17 protein-coding genes are annotated in these 16,067 nt (G+C 68.7%); 7 read left to right on the plus strand and 10 right to left on the minus strand.

Translation table 11 applies throughout. The annotated features are described in order from the left end of the window. The first annotated feature begins 139 nt into the window (after positions 1-139). Together EDC22_RS12465 and EDC22_RS12470 are read left to right on the plus strand one after the other, a co-directional pair. Positions 140-1,528, plus strand: a complete 1,389-nt coding sequence (locus EDC22_RS12465) for an aminotransferase (RefSeq protein ID WP_132806997.1) — start codon at positions 140-142, stop codon at positions 1,526-1,528. 8 nt (positions 1,529-1,536) lie between these two features. After that, positions 1,537-2,433 (plus strand): metallophosphoesterase, encoded by an 897-nt coding sequence (locus EDC22_RS12470; RefSeq protein WP_425385532.1) that lies wholly within the window; start codon positions 1,537-1,539, stop codon positions 2,431-2,433. Positions 2,434-2,602: 169 nt separating this feature from the next. On the opposite strand, the gene EDC22_RS12475 is transcribed toward EDC22_RS12470, so the two are convergent. Continuing rightward, positions 2,603-3,085 carry a hypothetical protein gene (locus tag EDC22_RS12475; RefSeq protein ID WP_132806998.1) on the minus strand — a complete coding sequence of 161 codons (483 nt, stop codon included), beginning with the start codon at positions 3,083-3,085 and terminating at the stop codon, positions 2,603-2,605. Between the two features lie 64 nt (positions 3,086-3,149). Here EDC22_RS12475 and pdxH point away from each other — a divergent pair, with 64 nt between their 5' ends. The 3 genes from pdxH to EDC22_RS12490 are packed head-to-tail and all read left to right on the plus strand — an operon-like array spanning position 3,150 to position 5,079. Further along, a complete protein-coding gene (gene pdxH, locus EDC22_RS12480) occupies positions 3,150-3,779 on the plus strand; it encodes a pyridoxamine 5'-phosphate oxidase (protein ID WP_165926893.1) in 630 nt (209 codons plus the stop codon). A 21-nt stretch (positions 3,780-3,800) separates the two neighbouring features. Further along, positions 3,801-4,553 carry an SDR family NAD(P)-dependent oxidoreductase gene (locus EDC22_RS12485; protein ID WP_132806999.1) on the plus strand — a complete coding sequence of 251 codons (753 nt, stop codon included), beginning with the start codon at positions 3,801-3,803 and terminating at the stop codon, positions 4,551-4,553. A 28-nt stretch (positions 4,554-4,581) separates the two neighbouring features. Beyond that, positions 4,582-5,079, plus strand: coding sequence for a hypothetical protein (locus EDC22_RS12490; protein WP_132807000.1), 498 nt, complete (start codon positions 4,582-4,584; stop codon positions 5,077-5,079). A gap of 70 nt (positions 5,080-5,149) precedes the next feature. Here the strand turns inward: EDC22_RS12490 and EDC22_RS12495 are convergent, their stop codons facing one another. The 6 genes from EDC22_RS12495 to fabI form a co-directional block, all read right to left on the minus strand. Next, entirely contained in the window at positions 5,150-5,341 is a 192-nt protein-coding gene (locus EDC22_RS12495; RefSeq protein ID WP_132807001.1) for a hypothetical protein, read from the minus strand. Between the two features lie 564 nt (positions 5,342-5,905). Continuing rightward, positions 5,906-7,012, minus strand: coding sequence for a 3,4-dihydroxy-2-butanone-4-phosphate synthase (gene ribB / locus EDC22_RS12500; protein WP_132807002.1), 1,107 nt, complete (start codon positions 7,010-7,012; stop codon positions 5,906-5,908). 156 nt (positions 7,013-7,168) lie between these two features. Then, positions 7,169-8,257, minus strand: a complete 1,089-nt coding sequence (aroC, locus tag EDC22_RS12505) for a chorismate synthase (protein ID WP_132807095.1) — start codon at positions 8,255-8,257, stop codon at positions 7,169-7,171. A 321-nt stretch (positions 8,258-8,578) separates the two neighbouring features. Beyond that, positions 8,579-9,181 (minus strand): histidine phosphatase family protein, encoded by a 603-nt coding sequence (locus EDC22_RS12510; protein WP_132807003.1) that lies wholly within the window; start codon positions 9,179-9,181, stop codon positions 8,579-8,581. Between the two features lie 79 nt (positions 9,182-9,260). Beyond that, positions 9,261-10,265, minus strand: coding sequence for an NADP-dependent oxidoreductase (locus EDC22_RS12515; RefSeq protein WP_132807004.1), 1,005 nt, complete (start codon positions 10,263-10,265; stop codon positions 9,261-9,263). After that, complete coding sequence (gene fabI, locus EDC22_RS12520) at positions 10,262-11,086, minus strand: enoyl-ACP reductase FabI (RefSeq protein ID WP_132807005.1); 825 nt, start codon at positions 11,084-11,086, stop codon at positions 10,262-10,264. Before fabI ends, EDC22_RS12515 begins: the two co-directional genes overlap by 4 nt. Positions 11,087-11,295: 209 nt before the next feature. Here fabI and EDC22_RS12525 point away from each other — a divergent pair, with 209 nt between their 5' ends. Continuing rightward, positions 11,296-11,679 carry a PRC-barrel domain-containing protein gene (locus tag EDC22_RS12525; RefSeq protein WP_132807006.1) on the plus strand — a complete coding sequence of 128 codons (384 nt, stop codon included), beginning with the start codon at positions 11,296-11,298 and terminating at the stop codon, positions 11,677-11,679. A 94-nt stretch (positions 11,680-11,773) separates the two neighbouring features. Here EDC22_RS12525 and EDC22_RS12530 read toward each other — a convergent pair whose 3' ends face one another. From EDC22_RS12530 to EDC22_RS12540, 3 genes are all read right to left on the minus strand, one after another. Beyond that, positions 11,774-12,037 (minus strand): exodeoxyribonuclease VII small subunit, encoded by a 264-nt coding sequence (locus EDC22_RS12530; RefSeq protein WP_132807007.1) that lies wholly within the window; start codon positions 12,035-12,037, stop codon positions 11,774-11,776. Between the two features lie 25 nt (positions 12,038-12,062). After that, on the minus strand, positions 12,063-12,989 hold the full coding sequence (locus EDC22_RS12535) for a histone deacetylase family protein (RefSeq protein WP_132807008.1): 927 nt from the start codon (positions 12,987-12,989) through the stop codon (positions 12,063-12,065). Positions 12,990-13,095: 106 nt separating this feature from the next. Further along, positions 13,096-14,874, minus strand: a complete 1,779-nt coding sequence (locus EDC22_RS12540) for an acyl-CoA dehydrogenase family protein (protein ID WP_245499745.1) — start codon at positions 14,872-14,874, stop codon at positions 13,096-13,098. A 169-nt stretch (positions 14,875-15,043) separates the two neighbouring features. Here EDC22_RS12540 and EDC22_RS12545 point away from each other — a divergent pair, with 169 nt between their 5' ends. Further along, the gene (locus EDC22_RS12545) at positions 15,044-16,024 is read left to right on the plus strand and encodes an L-threonylcarbamoyladenylate synthase (RefSeq protein ID WP_207903773.1); all 981 of its coding nucleotides are present in this window, start codon (positions 15,044-15,046) and stop codon (positions 16,022-16,024) included. The last annotated feature ends 43 nt before the right edge of the window (positions 16,025-16,067 follow it).

A 16,067-nucleotide genomic window follows, 5' to 3' on the forward strand; every position in this document is an offset into this window, starting at 1 on the left:
ATCAGGCCCTCGGCCCGGTCAGGCCGGGGTGGCGCCAGCATTGCCCGACCGGCCCGGCTTTACTTTGCCGCAAAGATCGCCTCTCTTGGCGTCGGTCGGCACGCGCCGGCCCTGCCTGCTGCGAACGGAGTCCTTCCCCATGTCGCCCCTGTCGAACCTCGCCGTCCGCGACATCGAGACGGTGCTGCACCCCTATACCAATCTCGACAAGCACCGTCAGACGGGGCCGCTGGTGCTGGAGCGCGGCAAGGGCATCTACGTCTACGATTCGACCGGCAAGCAATATATCGAGGGCATGGCCGGGCTGTGGTGCACGTCGCTCGGCTACGGCAACGAGGAACTGGTCGAGGCCGCTGCCGAGCAGATGCGGCGCATCTCCTTCACCCATCTGTTCGCCGGCAAGAGCCACGATCCCGCCATCGAGCTGGCCGAGAAGCTGAAGGCGATTGCGCCGAATGACGCCTCCAAGGTGTTCTTCGTGTCGTCGGGCTCCGAGGCCAACGACACCCAGGTCAAGATGATCTGGTACATCAACAACGCACTCGGCCGGCCGAACAAGAAGAAGATTATCTCGCGCCACAGAGGCTATCACGGTGTCACCATCGCCTCGGCCAGCCTGACCGGGCTTCCCGCCAACCATGCCGATTTCGATCTGCCGCTGCCGGGCATCCTGCACACCGACGCGCCGCATCCCTACCGGTCGCGGCAGGATGGCGAAAGCGACGCGGACCTCGCCACGCGGCTTGCCGACTCGCTCGAGGCAATGATCCTGCGCGAGGGGCCGGAGACGGTCGCCGCCTTCATCGCCGAGCCGGTGATGGGTGCCGGCGGCGTCATCATCCCGCCTGCGACCTATTACGAGAAGGTCCAGGCTGTGCTGGCCAGATACGACATCCTCTACATCGACGACGAGGTGATCTGCGGCTTCGGCCGGCTGGGGACGATGTTCGGCGCCGAAGCGTTCGGCATCCGGCCGAACTCGGTGTCGGTCGCCAAGGCGCTGTCGTCTGCCTACCAGCCGATCGGCGCGGTGATCGTCGACGAGGGCATGTATCAGGCCATGGTCGAGGAGAGCCGCAAGATCGGCACCTTCGGTCACGGCTACACCTATTCGGGCCACCCGGTGGCCGCCGCGGTCGCCTGCAAGACGCTCGACATCTACGAACGCGACAACATTCTGGGTCAGGTCAACAGGGTCTCGCCGACCTTCCTGAAGCGGCTGACCGCACTCGGCGATCACCCGCTGGTCGGCGAGGCGCGCGGTATGGGACTGATCGGCGCGCTTGAGATCGTCGCCGACAAGGCGACGCGGCGCAGCTTCGATCCGAAATCGGCCGTCGCCGCGAAGATCGCCGCCCTGGCCGAAGAGGAGGGGCTGATCGTCCGCGCCGCCTTCGGCGACATCGTCGCGCTGTGTCCGCCGCTGATCATCAGCGAGGACGAGATCGGCGAGATGTTCGACCGGCTCACCCGCGCGCTCGACCGTGCCGAGGCCTGGGTGTCCGGCCAGTCGCTGCGGGCGGCGTGAGCGATTGCGTGAGGATCAGCCGGCGCACCTTCCTGCGGGGCGGCATCGCCGCTGCGACCGGATCATTCGGCCTCGGCGGATATGCCTTCGCGGTCGAGCCGCATTTCCGGCTGATCGTGCAGCGCTGGGACCTGTCGCTGCCAGGCTGGCCCGCGAACTATCCGCCGCTGCGCATCGCGGTATTGACCGACATTCACGCCTGCGAGCCGTGGATGCCGGCGCGGCGGATCGAGCGGATCGTCGCCCGCACCATGCGCCTCAACCCGGACATCGTGCTGATCCTCGGCGACATGGTGGCGAGCATGGCGCGTTTCGGAACGCAACCCGTGCCGCCGGCCACCTGGGGCCGGGCGCTCGCCGGACTGAAGGCGCCGCTCGGCGTCCACGCGGTGCTCGGCAATCACGACTGGTGGAGCGACGTCGATGCGGTGCTGCACGGCTTCGATGTCGCCGCCATCCCCGTCTACGAGAACACCGCGGTGCGGCTGCGCCACCGGGGCCGGCCGTTCTGGCTGGCAGGACTGGGCGATCAGATCGCCTATCCGTCCGGGGGCGGCGGCTTCCGGGGGCTCGATGATCTGCCCGGTACACTCGCCCAGGTCATCAACCGGGCGCCGGTGATCCTGATGGCCCACGAGCCGGACATCTTCGTGGATGTGCCCGCCAGGGTGACGCTGACGCTTGCCGGTCATACTCATGGCGGCCAGGTCAACTTGCCGCTGATCGGCAGCCCCATGGTTCCGTCAGCCTACGGCCAGCGCTTCGTCTACGGCCACATCGTCGAGGACGACCGCCACATGGTCGTCTCGGCTGGCCTCGGCTGCTCGGTGATGCCGGTACGCTTCGGCCGGCCGCCGGAGATCACCCTTGTCACCGTGCGGGCGCGACCTCCCGTCGCAGTCTGACGTGACGGCGGTGCCGGCGTGCCGGGCTGCGCTCAGGCGCTGATACCGAGCCGGCCCCCCGACAGGCGGCTGGACGTGATGAGGTGAGGTTGAAAGGGGCTCGCCGGTTCGATCAGGCGGCCAGACGAGAGGCCAGAGCCGGATCGCGTCGGTCTGAAGCGATCCGGCTCTAGCCAGCCACGTCGAGCGGTGTCACGGTCCAGGCCTGACCGGAGCGGCAGACACGCGCGTCGAAGCTGTCGGTCCGGTGGTCGGCCCTGGCGGTTATGGCGAGGCCGCGGCAGGGGGAGCCGGCAGTGCGGAACACCATCTCGATCACCGTCACCGTCCCCGAAACGGGCGCGGTCGCGCTGCGCCAGGCCAAGGCATGGCCGGGGCCCGGCGCGGCGATCGCGGCGGCAACGGCCGGACGCAACGCTTCCCATGCCTCCTCGCCAAGCCGCGCGGCCACCCCCTCGTCGACGATCGCCGCCGTCTGAAGGCTCGCCGTATCGACGGTTTCGTCGGGAGCGACCATCAGCGGGCCGAGCGGGATCGAGATCGGAATGGAGCAGCCACCGCCGGCCAGAGCGATCGCCGCCAGCAGCAGGCAGGCGGCACGGCGACGGCTCGTCAACGGCAGGCGGGAACGGTATATCAACGCTGTAGCCATTGCCCGGCGGCATCCTTCGCGGAGTCCCCCGCCGACGGCCAGTTCGCCCGGGAGATCTGCGATCGTGAGTGATTCAGCCTCCGAAGAGTTAATTTCCGGTGACACAATCCTCGGCGAGGATCCGCTGAGGCTGTTCGCCGACTGGCTCGCAGACGCGGAGGCGAGCGAGCCGAACGACCCGACGGCGGTGGCGCTGGCCACCGTCGATACGGACGGTCTGCCGAACGTCCGGATGGTGCTGCTGAAGGGCTTCGACGCGCGCGGCTTCGTCTTCTACACCAACTTCGAGAGCGCCAAGGGTCGCGAGATCCTCGCCACTCGCAAGGCGGCGATGTGCTTTCACTGGAAGAGCCTGCGCCGCCAGGTTCGGTTGCGCGGGCCCGTCGACATCGTTGACGACGCCGAGGCCGACGAATACTTCGCCTCGCGACCGCGGGGCAGCCGCATCGGCGCCTGGGCCTCGCAGCAGTCGCGGCCCCTGGAAAGTCGCCTGGCACTAGAGAAGGCGGTGGCGCGGGTGACGGCGAAGTATCCCGTCGGCGAGATTCCACGGCCGCCATACTGGTCCGGCTTCCGCATCCGCCCCATCGAGATCGAGTTCTGGAAGGACCGCCCGTTCCGTCTGCACGAGCGGCTGGTGTTCCGGCGGGAGACGCCGGAGGCCGCCTGGCACACCATCCGTCTCTATCCCTGAGGCGCGATCGAGGAGGAGAGCATGTCGCTGTCGAACGAGCCGCGCAAGACACTGATCCTGACCGGCGCGAGCCGGGGCATCGGCCATGCCACCGTGAAGCGGTTCTCGAGCGCCGGCTGGCGGGTGATCACCTGCTCGCGCCAGCCCTTCCCGGAGAACTGCCCATGGGAGGCGGGACCGGAGGATCACATCCAGGTCGACCTCGCCGATCTCGACAATACCCGCGCCGCGATCGCCGAGATGAAGGAGCGGCTCAAGGCGGATGGATCGCGCCTCAATGCGCTGGTCAACAACGCCGCGATCTCGCCCAAGAATCCCGGCGGCGCCCGCATGGGCACGCTCGACACCGCGATCGAGGACTGGAAGCGGGTATTCAACGTCAATTTCTTCGCCCCGATCCTGCTCGCCCGCGGTCTTCTCGACGAGCTGGTCGCGGGCAAGGGCGCGGTTCTGAACGTCACCTCCATCGCCGGCAGCAGGGTGCATCCCTTTGCCGGTGCCGCCTATGCCACATCAAAGGCGGCGCTGGCGGGGTTGACGCGCGAGATGGCACACGATTTCGGGCCGCTCGGCGTGCGCGTCAATGCCATCGCGCCCGGCGAGATCGACACCTCGATCCTGTCGCCCGGTACCGAGAAGATCGTCGAGCAGATCCCCATGCGCCGTCTCGGCACGCCCGAGGAGGTCGCCAAGATCATCTACGTGCTGTGCACCGACACCTCATCCTACGTGAACGGCGCCGAGATCCACATCAACGGCGGCCAGCACGTATGAGCCGCGGGCCGCGCTGGCACGCGTCGCCATGGCTTGGCCGATGACCGGCATGGCGCCGCCGCCGATCGATGCTCTCGCGTTGATCGTCGCGCTCGGGGCGCTGGCCGGCGCCGCGCCGGCGCCGCGCCGGTTCGCGCTGCTGGCGACTGCGGGAATGGCGGGCGGAGCGGGCTTCGCGCTGAGCGGCGTGGAACTGCCCTGGTGGACCGGCCCTGTGTGGGCGCTGGGACTCGGCGTGATCGTCTATGCCGGAGTGCCGCTGGCGGCGCGGGCGGGCATGCCGGTTGTCATCGCGGCAGGGCTGATCGGCGGAATGGTGCTCGGTCCGCGCGAACTCGCCGACGCCGGCCTCGCGGTTGCGGGCAGTGCCCTCATGCTCGGCCTCACCGCGCTGCTTACTGCACGGCCGTCCCGGCGCAGCGGCGTCTGGGCCTGCCAGACCGCCCGGCTGATCGGCGGGCTCGCCGCCCTCGCGGGAGCGGCAACCCTGATCCTCGGAGACGCCGGCTCGGGGGTCGGGTCCTGATCGCGCCATGCGCATGCCATGCCGGCGTTGCGGGCGGCGGTCGGCCCCCTTTGTCCGTGCCGCCGACCTATCAGTCGGTCGCGAAATCGTGATCGCTGAAGGGAAATGCACGGCGCACCGGCTTCACCTCCCTGTGCGCCACCTTCTCCTTGTCACGACAGATCGATGCCGCGGCGACAGCGTTGATGCCGATGCCGGCCCAGCGCGTCTCCTGGCGGCGCTCGGTGGTCTTCTCTTCAACGCGCTTTGCTGCCGAATTCATCATCATTTTGCTCACTCGCTGTGCACGATGGCCGCTCGGAGCGGGGATATGGACATCGACTGTGGCCCAACTTGGGCATCGTCGCGCTCGTCGAACATGCTGTCGGGCTATTGCCGGCGGTCTGCAAAACCGGTTGCATTCCAGCAACCTTTGCCAACACCTTCACAACCGAATGGGTCTCCGCCGCTTCCGCGAACCTTGTGCACCGGGCCTGATGGCTGCGAGGGCCTGCCCATCGGATCGCGATCGGTCGAACCGGGCGCGAGCCGCAGCCCGGCGCCGGCGGGCATGATGAGCGTGCCGACGGCTGTTGATCTGCGGGAGCCGGGAGTTTCCCCGCGGCAGTTGTCGCCGGCCTGCGGGACGTGAACGGGCACCTGCCCGACACGGGTGCGGCGGCATCGGCCGCCGATCGGGTGGTCGAAGCGGACGGCCCACCGGCCCGTTCACGCAGATCAGTCGCGCGCACCTGGACGGTCCGATGCCGGCCTCCGCCCGGCCGGCATCCGACCTGCAATCCCTCCCCAACGGCGATCCCCCGACTCGACGAGAGGCCGGACCGATCTAGCCGTCGATGAATTCGGTCGCCTCGATCTCGATGCCGAAGCCGCTCAGGCCCACATAGTGGCGCGCCCGGGTGGTGATGAGGCGGATCGTTGAAACGCCGAGGTCGCGCAGGATCTGGGCTCCCAAGCCGATCTCCAGCCACTGTTCCTCGCGACTTTGCGCCGTGCCGTGATCATCGCCAGACACCCCGCGGCTACGGCGGCTGTGGCCACGGGCGACGCCGACGGCGCCTTCGCGCAGATAGACGACCACGCCGCGCCCACCCCGGGCGATCCGCTCGACGATATGGTCGAGCGGGCGGTTCGCGCCGAACACGTCGTCGAAGACCGTTTCCAGATGCAGGCGGACCGGCACGCTGCGGCCGTCTCGGATGTCGCCGAACACGAGCGCGAGATGCTGCATCGGATCCCAGGGCGTGCGATAGCTGATCGCTGTGGCGGGCCCGGCGAACGTCTCGACCCGGGCCTCGTCGACGCGCTCGACCAGCCGCTCCTGACGCTGGCGGTAGGCGATCAGGTCGGCGACCGAGACCATCCTGAAGCCGTGCTCCGCGGCGAAGGCCGCCACCTCGGCCCCACGCTTGACGGTACCGTCATCGTTCACCAGTTCGCAGATCACGCCCACCGGTGGCAGGCCGGCCAGCCGACACAGATCGACGGCCGCCTCGGTATGGCCGGAGCGCATCAGCACGCCGCCCTCCTTGGCGACCAGCGGGAAGATATGGCCCGGCCGGACGAAATCTGACGGCCCTGCGTTGGGATTGGCGAGCCCCCGGACCGTCGCGCAGCGATCGTCGGCCGAGATGCCGGTCGTGGTGCCGTGCCGGAAGTCGACCGAGACGGTGAAGGCGGTGCCGTGCGGGGCATCGTTTTCGGCCACCATCGGGTCGAGACGGAGCCGTCTTGCATTCTCGCGCGTCATCGGCGTGCAGACGATGCCGGCGGTATGGCGGACGATGAAGGCCATCTTCTCCGGCGTGGCATGGACTGCTGCCATCACCAAATCGCCCTCGTTCTCCCGGTCATCATCGTCGGTGACGACGACGATCTCGCCCCGTTCGATCGCCCGGATCGCCTCGGCAACCCGCCGCATGTCCTCTGTCATGTCACATCCTTGCCTTGCTTCGACGGCACCTTGCGCGCAGCCGCCCGCGCCATGTCACCTCGTCCGCGGCACGGACAGACGGATCGGGTCCGGACCCGACGCTCGTGGGCATGACACCCCTGGCGGCCTGTCCCCCTTCTCCCGACGTCGGCGCAGTCAGCGCCCAATCTGCGCCCGGTGGCGCAGATAGTGGTCGGCGATGACGATGGCGAGCATCGCCTCGCCGACCGGAACCGCCCGGATGCCGACACAGGGGTCGTGCCGCCCTTTGGTCGAGATCTCGGCGTCGGTACCCTCACGCGTCACCGTACGACGCGGCGTCAGGATCGACGAGGTCGGCTTCACCGCGAATCGGGCGACGACCGGCTGGCCGGTGGAGAGTCCGCCGAGGATGCCGCCGGCATTGTTGGACAGGAAGCGGACCGTACCGTCATTGCCCATGCGCATCTCGTCGGCATTGTCTTCACCCGACAGCGCGGCGGCGGCGAATCCGGCGCCGATCTCGACCCCCTTGACCGCGTTGATCGACATCAGCCCCGCGGCGATGTCCTGATCGAGCTTGCCGTAGACCGGCGCGCCGAGGCCAGCCGGCACACCGTCGGCGACCACCTCCACCACCGCGCCGGTCGACGATCCCGCCTTGCGCACGCCGTCGAGGAAGTCGGCCCAGAGTTCCGCCGTCGTCGCGTCCGGACAGAAGAACGGATTGCGGTCGACCTCGTCCCAGTCCCAGCGCTGCGGGTCGATGCGGTGCGGGCCGACCTGCACCAGCGCGCCGCGCACCCGCAGTCCCGGCACCACCTTGCGGGCGATCGCCCCGGCCGCCACGCGCATCGCCGTCTCCCGTGCCGAGGAGCGGCCGCCGCCACGCGGATCGCGGATGCCGTACTTCACCTCATAGGTGTAATCGGCATGGCCAGGACGGTAGCTGGTGGAGATATCCGAGTAATCCTTCGATCGCTGATCGACGTTCTCGATCATCAGCGCGATCGGCGTGCCGGTGGTCACCTGGCGGCCATTCTGGTCGGTGTGGACGCCTGACAGGATGCGCACCGCGTCGGGTTCGCGGCGCTGGGTGGTGTATCGCGACTGGCCGGGCCGCCGCCGATCGAGCCACGGCTGGATGTCCGCCTCGGTGAGGGGAATCAGCGGGGGGCAGCCGTCCACCACGCAGCCGATCGCCGGCCCGTGGCTCTCGCCCCAGGTGGTGACACGAAACAGATGTCCGAAGGTGTTGTGCGACATGGCGGCGATATGGACGCGCAGCGCCCGGTTTGTCGAGTCCCGCCGTCGCGCCGCAGCCGCGCCGCTGCGGCCATGCAGCACTCAAGACGGTCGATCCGACCCTGCACCGCATCACGCGATCCGACGGCAAGGATTTCGCGCTCGCCAAGACCATCGCGCCCGGCCCGCGGCCTGCCGGCGACAGGGTGAAGGTGACCGGCATCACAATGAACGGCGTCAACATGGCAAGCGCCGTCGAATCGGCCAGACAGCGGCAACTGCCGAATGCGGGCCGGGCGGGGCCGCAGGATTCGGCCGATCCGCGGTCAAGTCCGGAGCGGATCAGGCCCATTCAGCGCGGTCGCCGGTCCAGACATAGATGCGATCCTGGCGGATTGGCAGGGCGGGAATCTCGGCGGACGGGATAGCCTCGAGCAGTCCGCGCGTCACGCGCGTGATACCGCCATGGGCGACACAGACGGTATCAGTCGCGAGACCGGCAAGCCACGGTGCGATACGACGCGACAGCATCTCGTAGCTTTCGCCGCCCGGCGGTACGAACCCCCACTTGTCCGCCTTGCGGGCAGCATGTCCGGCCGGATCGCTGCGCTTCAGCTCGGACAGCGTCGATCCTTCCCAGGCCCCGAAGGAGATCTCGAGGAGCCTCGGGTCCAGCCGGTATCCCGCCGGGTCGAGACCCATCACCGCGCGCAGGATTTCCATCGTCTCTCGCGCGCGAGAAAGCGGGCTTGCCACCCAGTCGAGCTCGGCCGGATCGCGTCCGGCCGCTGCCAGCAGACCTGCTAGCACGGTGCCATTGCGGCGGGCCTGAACCCGGCCGATGGCGTTGATCGGGATGTCGCGCTGGCCCTGCAGGCGTCCCTCGACGTTCCAGTCGGTCTCGCCATGCCGGATCAGCCAGAGCCGCCGCCCCGGGGCAATCATGTGGCCCATCTGCAGACCCCGCCCGACTGTGGCCGGCCGCCCGTCGGCAAGGCCGCCCCGCAGCGGGTCGCCCCCGGCCTCACAGCGCAAGCACCAGCTTGCCGAGATTTCCGCCGGTATAGAGCTCGTTGAGCACGTCGGGAAAGGCGTCGATGCCGCCTTGACGGACGTCCTCGCGCATCTTCAGCCGGCCCTCGGCATGCCACCGCCCGAGCGCCTCGTTCGCCTCGGCGATCCGGTCCTGGAAGTCGAAGACGATGAAGCCGCGCACGGTGAGCCGGTTGACCAGGATCGAGCGGATGTTGCGGATCGGCGCCGGCGGCTCGGTCGCGTTGTACATCGAGATCATGCCGCAGACAGGAATGCGGCCGAACAGGTTCATCCGCCCCAGAACCGTGTCGAAGATCTCACCGCCGACATTCTCGAAGTAGACGTCGATGCCGTCCGGGCAGGCGGCCGCCAGATCGGCATCGAGATGGCCAGCCTTGTAGTCGACCGCGGCGTCGAATCCGAGTTCCTCGACGACATACCGGCACTTCTGCGGTCCGCCGGCGATTCCGACAGCGCGGCACCCCATGTTCCGGGCGATCTGGCCGACCAGCGAGCCGACGGCTCCGGAGGCGGCCGAGACCACCACCGTGTCGCCCGGCTTCGGCCGGCCGATCTCGAGGAGGCCGAAATAGGCGGTCTGGCCGGGCATGCCGAGGCCGCCGATCCAGCGCGGCAGCGGCGCCTGCGCGGGATCGACCTTGGCGACCCGCGTGCCCTTCGAGACGGCGTAGCGCTGCACGCCGAGGAGACCCGCGACCGCATCGCCGACGGTAAAGTCGGGATGATTGGAGGCTTCCACATAGCCGGCCGCAAAAGCGCGCATCGGCGCCCCGATCTCCACCGGCGGGACATAGGACCTGCCTGGCGAGATCCAGCCGCGCATGGCCGGATCGAGCGAGACATAGTCGATCCGGACCAGGAACTCGCCCTCGCCGGGCTGCGGCACCGGCTCGTCGGCGATCTCGAAATCGTCCCGGCTCGCCATCCCCACCGGACGGCGCTTCAGTCGGACGACGCGGTTCTGCCGGCTCATGCCTCGTCCCTGACAACGCTGATGTCGGGGGCATCGACGGCCTTCATGCCGACGACGTGGTAGCCGCAATCGACGTGGTGGACCTCGCCGGTGACCGCACGGCCCATGTCGGAGAGGAGGTAGACCGCCGACTGGCCGACCTCGTCGATGGTCACGGTCCGCTTCAGCGGCGCGTTGTATTCGTTCCACTTCAGGATGTAGCGGAAATCGCCGATGCCGGAGGCAGCGAGCGTCTTGATCGGCCCGGCCGATATGGCGTTGACGCGGATGCCCTTGCCACCCAGATCGACGGCAAGGTAGCGCACGCTTGCCTCCAGCGCCGCCTTGGCGACCCCCATCACGTTGTAGTGGGGCATCACCTTCTCGGCACCGTAATAGGTGAGCGTCAGCATCGATCCGCCGTTCTGCATCAGCTTCTCGGCGCGCTGCGCGATCGCGGTGAACGAGTAGCAGGAAATGAACATCGTCCGGGTGAAATTGTCCGCCGTGGTGTCGATGTAGCGGCCGTCGAGCTGGTCCTTGTCGGAGAAGGCGATGGCATGGACCAGGAAGTCGAGGCCGCCATAAAGGTCGCCGCATCTGGCGAACACCGCGTCCAGCGAGGCCTCGTCGGTGACGTCGCAATGGCCGACAACCGTCGCGCCGAGCTCGGCGGCAAGGGGTTCGACACGCTTGCGCAGCGCATCGCCCTGATAGGTGAGCGCCAGCGCGGCACCTTCCGCAGCGCAGGCTCGGGCGATCCCCCAGGCGATCGACCGGTTGTTGGCGATCCCCATGATGAGGCCGCGTTTTCCCGCCATCAAACCGCGCGGCTCGCTCATTCCAGACCCTCGACACCTTCACAACCGGAGTTGGGTCCGTATGGCACGGCCTCGGCGGGATCGCAAGGCGCGGCCGCCACCCACGGCAGCCCGGCCGTTGCCGGACCGCCTGGAGATCGAACGCCGCAACCGATCTCCCCGGATCCGGAACCCGGTGGTGTCCGGCGGCGTTGTCGCCGCGTCGGACTTCCCCCCAAAGGAGCCAGCACATGCACATGGACAAGCAGACGCTCGAGAAGCGTGAGACCGTCGAGCTGATCGGATCGGACAAGGTCGAGGGCACCGCGGTCTACCGGCCGGACGGCGAGAAGATCGGCACGATCGACCGCATCATGATCGACAAGCGCAGCGGCCGGGCGGCCTATGCGGTGATGAGCTTCGGCGGCTTCCTCGGCATCGGCGAGGACCACTATCCGCTGCCCTGGAGCAAGCTCGACTACGACACCCGCTATGGCGGCTATGTCGTGAATGTCAGCGAGGCCGAGCTGGAAGGCGCGCCGCGCGTGGCCCGCAAGGACGAATGGGATCCGGTCGACCGTGCCTGGGAGCGCCGGGTCCACGACCACTACGGCGTGCCTCCCTACTGGATGTAGGGCCGAGGCGTCAGGACCACCCTCAGCCCCTCGCCTGCGATCGGATCCCGCGCCCCGGCCCGGCAGGCCGGGGCGCATGCTTCGCGCGGACCGGTCAGTCCATGTCCAGCGGCGCGGTCCCCGCAGCCGCGCCGTTGCGGCCGACGACGATCTTCTCGACCTTCGTCTCGGCCGTCCTCAGGAGCGCCTCGCAGTATTCGCGCAGCGCGTTGCCGCGCTCATACATCGCGATCGATTCCTCGAGCGGCACATTGCCGCTTTCGAGACGCTCGACGATCTTCTCCAGCGCCGCCAGCGCCTGCTCGAATGTCAGCGCCGAGATGTCCCCTGGCGCCGTCGGGGCATTGCTTGCCGTCATCAGGTCCCTCGTGGCCTCCGCCCCATCATCCCTGCATCAGTGTCCGCACGTGCGCCGCCGCCGAGAGGGCGAGCCCCATCAGATCGTAGCCGCCTTCCAGCACCGATACGACCCTGCCGTTGCAGGACGTGTCCGCAATGTCCATCAACCGTCTGGTAATCCAGGAAAAATCCTCCTCGACGAGATTGATGTTGGCGAGTGGATCGCGGGTGTGGGCGTCAAAACCGGCGGAAATCAGGACAAGATCGGGTGCGAATCGTTCGAGGCCGGGCAGCACGATCGCCTCCATCGCCTCGCGGAACTCCGCGCCGCCGGCACCCGGTGCGAGCGGGGCGTTGAAGATGTTGCCCACGCCGCGCTCAGAGATCGCGCCGGTGCCCGGATAGAGGGGCATCTGGTGCGTCGAACCATAGAACAGGCTGGCATCCTCCCAGAAAATGTCCTGGGTGCCGTTGCCGTGATGGACGTCGAAATCGACAACTGCGACGCGCGCCGCCCCGTGCGCCACCTGGGCGTACCTTGCGGCGATCGCGGCTGTGTTGAACAGGCAGAATCCCATCGCCCGGGCGGTTTCGGCGTGATGTCCGGGCGGGCGGACGGCGCAGAACGCGTTGGCAACCTTGCCGGTCATCACCTCGTCGACCGCCGCGAGCGCCGCGCCGATCGCATGCAGTGCGGCATCGAGACTGCCCGGCGACATCGCGGTGTCGGCGTCGATATGGACGATGCCCTCGGCCGGCGACATCGCCGCGATCCGCTCGACATGGGACATCGGATGGGCCAGCGCCGCCTGCTCGAGCGTGCCGCGCGGCGCCTGCTCGCGCACCAGCAGCGCGAAGGCCTCGTCCTCAAGCGCCCGCTCGATCGCCCGGAGGCGATCGGCGCGCTCCGGATGTCCGTAGCCATTGTCGTGTTCGAGGCAGGCGGAATGGGTGAGGTAGAGAGTGGACAACGCGGCAAACCGGTTCGGATCGTCGGCTGGAAGCCTAGCGGCGCCCTCAGGTGATGGCGAGAGGTTTGTTCAGGGCAGAGGCCGTCGCCGGCTTGCTCCGTCCGGCTCACGAGGCGAGCGCCATCTCGGCCGCCTGCACGGACGGTGCGCCGCCGATCACGATCTCGGCGAGCGCGGGCGCCTCCGGCGCGATGTTCTCGGCGAAGAATCGGGCAAGCGCCACCGACCCGGCCGGCGCCTCGCTCGCCAGTGCCCTGGCGGCCAGCGCACCGCGCGCGAGCGCGATGCCGCCCGCAGCGATGCCGAACAGCCTGAGATACGGCGTCGCACCCGCCAGCGCGGCATCCGGATCGGTTGGCATCGTTGCGGCGAGCCAGATCCCTGCCCGCTCCAGCGCATCGACGGCGGCGGCAAGCCGCCCGCCCGTCGCACCGAAGGCCGGATCGTCGATCCGCGCCACCGCCTCGACGATCCGACGCATGTCGGCGATGTAGGCGCCGATCGCCCGCCCGCCCTCCAGGGGCAGCTTGCGGACGACGAGGTCGATCGCCTGGATGCCGTTGGTGCCCTCGTAGATCGGCGCGATGCGAGCATCGCGCAGATGCTGGGCGGCACCGGTCTCCTCGACATAGCCCATGCCGCCATGGACCTGGATGCCGATGGAGGCGACCTCCACCCCGATGTCCGTGGAGAAGGCCTTGGCGACAGGGGTGAGCAGGTTGGCACGCGCCTGCGCCGCCTCCCGTTCGCCGGCCTCGCGCGCATGGCGGGCCAGATCGGCCGCCAGCGCGGTCTCGTAACAGATCGCCCGCGCGGCCTGGGTCAGCGCCTTCATGGTCATCAGGCTGCGCCGTATATCGGGATGGGCGATGATGGCGACGGCGTCCTCCGCCGGCATGCCCGGCAGGCGACCCTGGCGACGTTCGCGGGCATAGGCGAGCGCGGTCTGATAGGCGCGCTCGGCGATCGCGACCCCCTGGATCCCGACACACAGCCGGGCGTTGTTCATCATCGTGAACATGCAGTTCAGGCCGCGGTTGGGCTCTCCGACCAACCAGCCGACCGCGCCCTCGTTGTCGCCGAAGGCCATGACGCAGGTCGGGCTGGCGTGGATGCCGAGCTTGTGCTCGAGGCTGCGGCACCACACGTCGTTGCGCGGCCCGAGACTGCCGTCGGGCTGCACTAGGAATTTCGGCACGAGGAACAGCGACAGGCCGCGCGTTCCGGGCGGTGCATCGGTAAGTCTGGCCAGCACGAGGTGCACGATATTGTCGGTGAAGTCGTGTTCACCATAGGTAATGAAGATCTTGGTGCCGCGAATGAGATAGCTGCCGTCGCCGCGCGGCTCGGCCCGGGTCCGCAGCAGGGCGAGGTCCGAGCCCGCCTGCGGTTCGGTAAGGTTCATCGTGCCCATCCATTCGCCGGACACGAGCTTCCCGAGGAAGATGTCCTTCAGTTGCGGGCTCGCATGGGCATGAATCGCCTCGACCGCGCCAAGGGTCAGGGTCGGGCCGATGCCATAGGCCATCGATCCGGAGTTCCACATCTCCAGCGTTGCCACCGACAGGCTGGTCGGCAGGTCCTGGCCGCCGAACGCGGCCGGCCCCGTCAGGCTCGCCCAGCCGGCCTTGGTCCAGCGGGCATACGCCTCCTTCCAGCCGGGCGGCATCGTTACCTTGCCATCGGCCAGGATCGCGCCGACCTCGTCGCCGATCCGGTTGAGCGGGGCGATCTCCTCCGTGGCGAAGCGGCCGGCTTCGGTCAGGATCGCCTCGACGAGATCGGCGCCGAGATCCCCGAAGGTGCCACGCTCCAGTTCGCGGTCGAGACCGACGACATGACGCAGGGTGAAGACGATGTCGGACACCGGGGCGCGATAGCTCACCTGAACCTCCAGATCGGACGAGACGGCTGGGTATGCTTGACGCTCGGCCAGCGACCCGGCCAATAGGCAGGGCCATGCTGTGGGGACTTTATGCCCTGCTCGCATGACGTCAACGGCAAATCCCGCCGCATGATCTACCTTACGTAAAGGGAAAGTACCCGTGTCGGACCTGATCCGCCTCGACCCCGCCGCCGGTGCCGATCTGCGCGGGACGGTCGCCGCGACGGCAGCCCGGCATCTGGCAGCGGGTGAGCTGGTCGTGCTGCCGACCGAGACCGTCTACGGGCTCGCCGCCGACGCGACCGACAGCGCGGCCGTGGCGCGGCTCTACGCGGCGAAGGGCCGACCAACCTTCAATCCGCTGATCTCGCATGTCGCCGACCGGGCAATGGCGGAGGCGCATGGCCTCTTCGATGCGACCGCCGCGCGGCTCGCCGACGCCTTCTGGCCGGGTCCGCTGACGCTGGTCGTGCCGAGGCGGCCCGGCTCGGCAATCAGCGAACTCGTCACCGCCGGGCTCGATACGGTGGGGCTGCGACTGCCAGACTCGGCGGTTGCCCGCGACGTCGCCCGTCTGCTCGACCGCCCCTTCGCCGCGCCAAGTGCCAACCGCTCCGGCCGGATCAGCCCGACCACGGCCGACGCCGCGATCGAGGAACTCGGCATGGCGGTTGCGCTGGTCATCGATGCCGGGCCGTGCCGGGTCGGCCTCGAATCGACAATCGTCGCCTGCGTCGGCCCCGATCCCGTGCTGCTCAGGCCGGGCGGCATCGCACGCGCGTCAATCGAGGCGGTGCTGGGCCGCCCGCTGGCTCTGCCCGACTTCGCCGATCCGGAGCGGCCGCAAGCGCCCGGCATGCTCGCCGCCCACTACGCGCCGAATGCCCGGGTGCGCCTCGACGCCTGCACGGTGGAACCGGGCGAGGCATTGCTCGCCTTCGGTCCGCGATTGCCGGCTGGCACCGAGCGGGCGGTGATGATCCTCAACCTGTCCGCGGCCGGCGATCCGACCGAGGCTGCCGCCAATCTGTTCACCTGGCTGCGACGGCTGGACGCGTCGGGAGCATCGACCATCGCCGTCGCCCCCATTCCCGACGACGGACTCGGCGAGGCGATCAATGACCGGTTGCGCCGCGCCGCCGTCCGCTAGATCCCGTCCGGAGTAGGGCGCATTTGATTGACGTGGCCGGTCG

Origin of the sequence: Tepidamorphus gemmatus, assembly GCF_004346195.1 — a bacterium.
Classification (GTDB): Bacteria; Pseudomonadota; Alphaproteobacteria; order Rhizobiales; family Tepidamorphaceae; genus Tepidamorphus; species Tepidamorphus gemmatus.

Coding starts and splice junctions, on each gene's coding strand:
- EDC22_RS12465 (WP_132806997.1), top strand. CDS start 140: ATGTCGCCCCTGTCGAACCTCGCCGTCCGCGACATCGAGACGGTGCTG.
- EDC22_RS12475 (WP_132806998.1), bottom strand. CDS start 3,085: ATGGCTACAGCGTTGATATACCGTTCCCGCCTGCCGTTGACGAGCCGT.
- EDC22_RS12485 (WP_132806999.1), top strand. CDS start 3,801: ATGTCGCTGTCGAACGAGCCGCGCAAGACACTGATCCTGACCGGCGCG.
- EDC22_RS12490 (WP_132807000.1), top strand. CDS start 4,582: ATGGCTTGGCCGATGACCGGCATGGCGCCGCCGCCGATCGATGCTCTC.
- EDC22_RS12495 (WP_132807001.1), bottom strand. CDS start 5,341: ATGAATTCGGCAGCAAAGCGCGTTGAAGAGAAGACCACCGAGCGCCGC.
- ribB (WP_132807002.1), bottom strand. CDS start 7,012: ATGACAGAGGACATGCGGCGGGTTGCCGAGGCGATCCGGGCGATCGAA.
- aroC (WP_132807095.1), bottom strand. CDS start 8,257: ATGTCGCACAACACCTTCGGACATCTGTTTCGTGTCACCACCTGGGGC.
- EDC22_RS12510 (WP_132807003.1), bottom strand. CDS start 9,181: ATGATTGCCCCGGGGCGGCGGCTCTGGCTGATCCGGCATGGCGAGACC.
- EDC22_RS12515 (WP_132807004.1), bottom strand. CDS start 10,265: ATGAGCCGGCAGAACCGCGTCGTCCGACTGAAGCGCCGTCCGGTGGGG.
- fabI (WP_132807005.1), bottom strand. CDS start 11,086: ATGAGCGAGCCGCGCGGTTTGATGGCGGGAAAACGCGGCCTCATCATG.
- EDC22_RS12525 (WP_132807006.1), top strand. CDS start 11,296: ATGCACATGGACAAGCAGACGCTCGAGAAGCGTGAGACCGTCGAGCTG.
- EDC22_RS12530 (WP_132807007.1), bottom strand. CDS start 12,037: ATGACGGCAAGCAATGCCCCGACGGCGCCAGGGGACATCTCGGCGCTG.